Here is a 2,513-nt window from a genome sequence, read left to right on the forward strand (position 1 = left end):
TCGACACCTGGACCGAGTTACTCTGCCATGCCGCCTGATTGGATAAAGTCGAGCTTAGTCAGTTACTCCATTATTAATTTTCAAGGCTCCGATCCCGAACTCTACATCTGGGTCATTCAACCCGCAGGCGATATCTCTTTTCAGTCCGTCGCGCTCTCCTCCTTCAATACTTCCCTCAGCGAACTCATTGCCCTCAGTCGCTCCACCATCGGCATACGAGGACGCAACAACCCGGGCGATCGCGCTAAGGGGTCGGTACTGATAGCATAGGCGATCTGTAAACCAGCGGTGGCGTCTTCCACGACTCAGAAGGTTGAAACGATCCCCGGTTTTTTATTCGGAATCCGAAGTAGCCTGTACTGTCCAGAAGGAGCCAAAGATCTGATGCGCTCAAAAATCTCCAGCCTCAATTTTCAGGTCAATTCAAAAGCTGTCCTCATCATGAACAATGCCTAAAGAAAACTGCTGTTAAGGTTAGGGCATCAAATGAAGACAGTTTGGTGCTTATGAACTCCGTCGATTTAGCCTTCACTCCCGCGATCGAGCAGGCGCAATTGATCCGCAACAAAGCCATTTCACCGCTGGAACTCACGCAACTCTATTTAGATCGTATTGAACGCCTGAATCCTAAGCTGGGAACCTATTTCACCGTGATTGCTGAACAAGCGATCGCCGATGCTAAGGCAAAAACTGAACAGATTGCCCAGTGTGATGACCCAACTAAACTTCCCCCCTTTTTTGGCGTTCCCATTTCCATCAAAGATTTGAATTCTGTAAACGGCGTGCGCTGCACTTACGGTTCCTATGCCCTGAAGGACAACGTTGCCACCTACGACGACTCCACCGTGACCCGTTGCAAGTATGCTGGATTTACCATTCTCGGTAAAACCGCCACCTCGGAAATGGGGTCGTGGCCTTATAGTGAACCTCCCGGATTTCCGGCGGCGCGTAATCCCTGGAATCCGGACTATACGCCCGGTGGCTCTAGCGGTGGGGCAGCGGCGTCAGTGGCGGCAGGGCTCAGTCCGATCGCGCAAGGGTCGGATGGGGGTGGCTCTATTCGGGGGCCTGCGTCTTGCTGCGGTGTCGTGGGCATCAAACCTGCACGGGGTCGCGTGTCCTATGCACCCATTGGCGATGTGCTGAACGGCATTGCTACGATTGGCCCGATTGGGCGGACGGTTGCCGATGCGGCGGCACTTTTAGATGTGATATCGGGCTATGTCACGGGCGATCCTTACTGGTTGCCCGATCCCGATCCGTCCTTTGTGCAAACGGCATTGATGGGCGCGAAACAGGGCGTTGGGCGATCGCTCCGAATTGCCTACGGGACGCGGGTGGAACCTCTGGGTGAGGCGCATCCAGACTGTGTGGATGCGGTGATCAGAGTGGCAAAGATCCTGGAATCCCTGGGACACACTGTTGAGCAGCATTGTCCCCAATACCCGGATTTACTCGAACCCTTCCAGGTGGTTTGGCGGACGGGGTTAAGTGCGTGCGGTCTTCCCCCAGAGGCATTTAGTCCCAAAAACCGTTGGTTGCTGGAACACGCCGACACTAGCGGTATCTATCAGCAAGCCGTTTGGAAAATTCAGGGGCTTGGGCGTCGGGTGGTGGCCTTCTTTGATCACTACGATGTGCTGGTGATGCCTATCTTCATGCATCCGACTATTCGCGTCGGTGAATGGGAAGAGATGACCCCTGAAGAGCATATGGAGAAGGTCATTAGCTGGATTGCCCCTTGCCCAATTGTGAATACCACTGGGCAGCCTGCGATCGCCATTCCGGCTGGGTTTGATTCGCGGGGGCTTCCCATCGGTGTGCAGTTGATTGGGAAACCTGCGGATGAGGCTACTCTGATTGCGCTGGCGGCTCATATTGAGGCGACGCATCCGTGGGCGCAGAATCGTCCGGCGATCGCGGTGGAGGAGTAGCAGGGTGAAGAGGTGACAAGGGGCAGGTTTGGTCAGTATCCATCCTTCCAATCCAAGGATTGCGGCGAAACCTGCCCGTACCCCACCGAGCCACAATAGAAATTTAACGTTGGGACATGAAGTCTAAATGGTAGCGGTAGAGGGCTACGGGGCGATCGCCCGCCTTAAAGTAATCGGGATCTTGAGGCGATAGGTAGATCGCTGTGACCTGGTCGGCCGTGATGTTGGGCTGATCAATCTTAGGGTTTATCTGCCGTTTGTAAGCCGTGGTGGTTTCGACGGTGTTGAAGTAGATCTGGGATGCGCCGCGAAATTCCTGCTGGAAGACTTCACTGGTGAGGAATTCGTCTGGACTGTTGCTCTCGGTGGCGCGGGCAACGACGGTGGAGACGAGTTGGCGATCGCCCCTTAGCAAGGTAATCTGACGGTTGGGATTTTCGGGATCGACTTTGACGGTTTTGACGGGGCGATCGCCCAAGTATGCCTTCGCCAGATTCAATCCAATAAAGGCGCGATCGGCGATGTTGGGGGCGTTGGTACTGGACGGTTTGACCCGTTCTACAGGAAAGAAAGACGACC

The 2,513-nt window shown here is 54.6% G+C and carries 3 protein-coding genes; 2 read left to right on the forward strand and 1 reads right to left on the reverse strand.

Annotation, left to right across the window (positions count from 1 at the left end; all coding sequences use genetic code 11):
• Positions 1-27 precede the first annotated feature (27 nt).
• Positions 28-270 carry a hypothetical protein gene (locus tag IGR76_19150; GenBank protein ID MBF2080566.1) on the forward strand — a complete coding sequence of 81 codons (243 nt, stop codon included), beginning with the start codon at positions 28-30 and terminating at the stop codon, positions 268-270.
• 236 nt (positions 271-506) lie between these two features.
• A complete protein-coding gene (locus IGR76_19155; GenBank protein ID MBF2080567.1) occupies positions 507-1,934 on the forward strand; it encodes an amidase in 1,428 nt (475 codons plus the stop codon).
• 103 nt (positions 1,935-2,037) lie between these two features.
• Here IGR76_19155 and IGR76_19160 read toward each other — a convergent pair.
• On the reverse strand, positions 2,038-2,513 hold a 476-nt coding region (locus tag IGR76_19160; GenBank protein ID MBF2080568.1), incomplete at its 5' end, for a hypothetical protein.

Origin of the sequence: Synechococcales cyanobacterium T60_A2020_003 (genome assembly GCA_015272205.1) — a bacterium.
GTDB lineage: Bacteria > Cyanobacteriota > Cyanobacteriia > RECH01 > RECH01 > JACYMB01.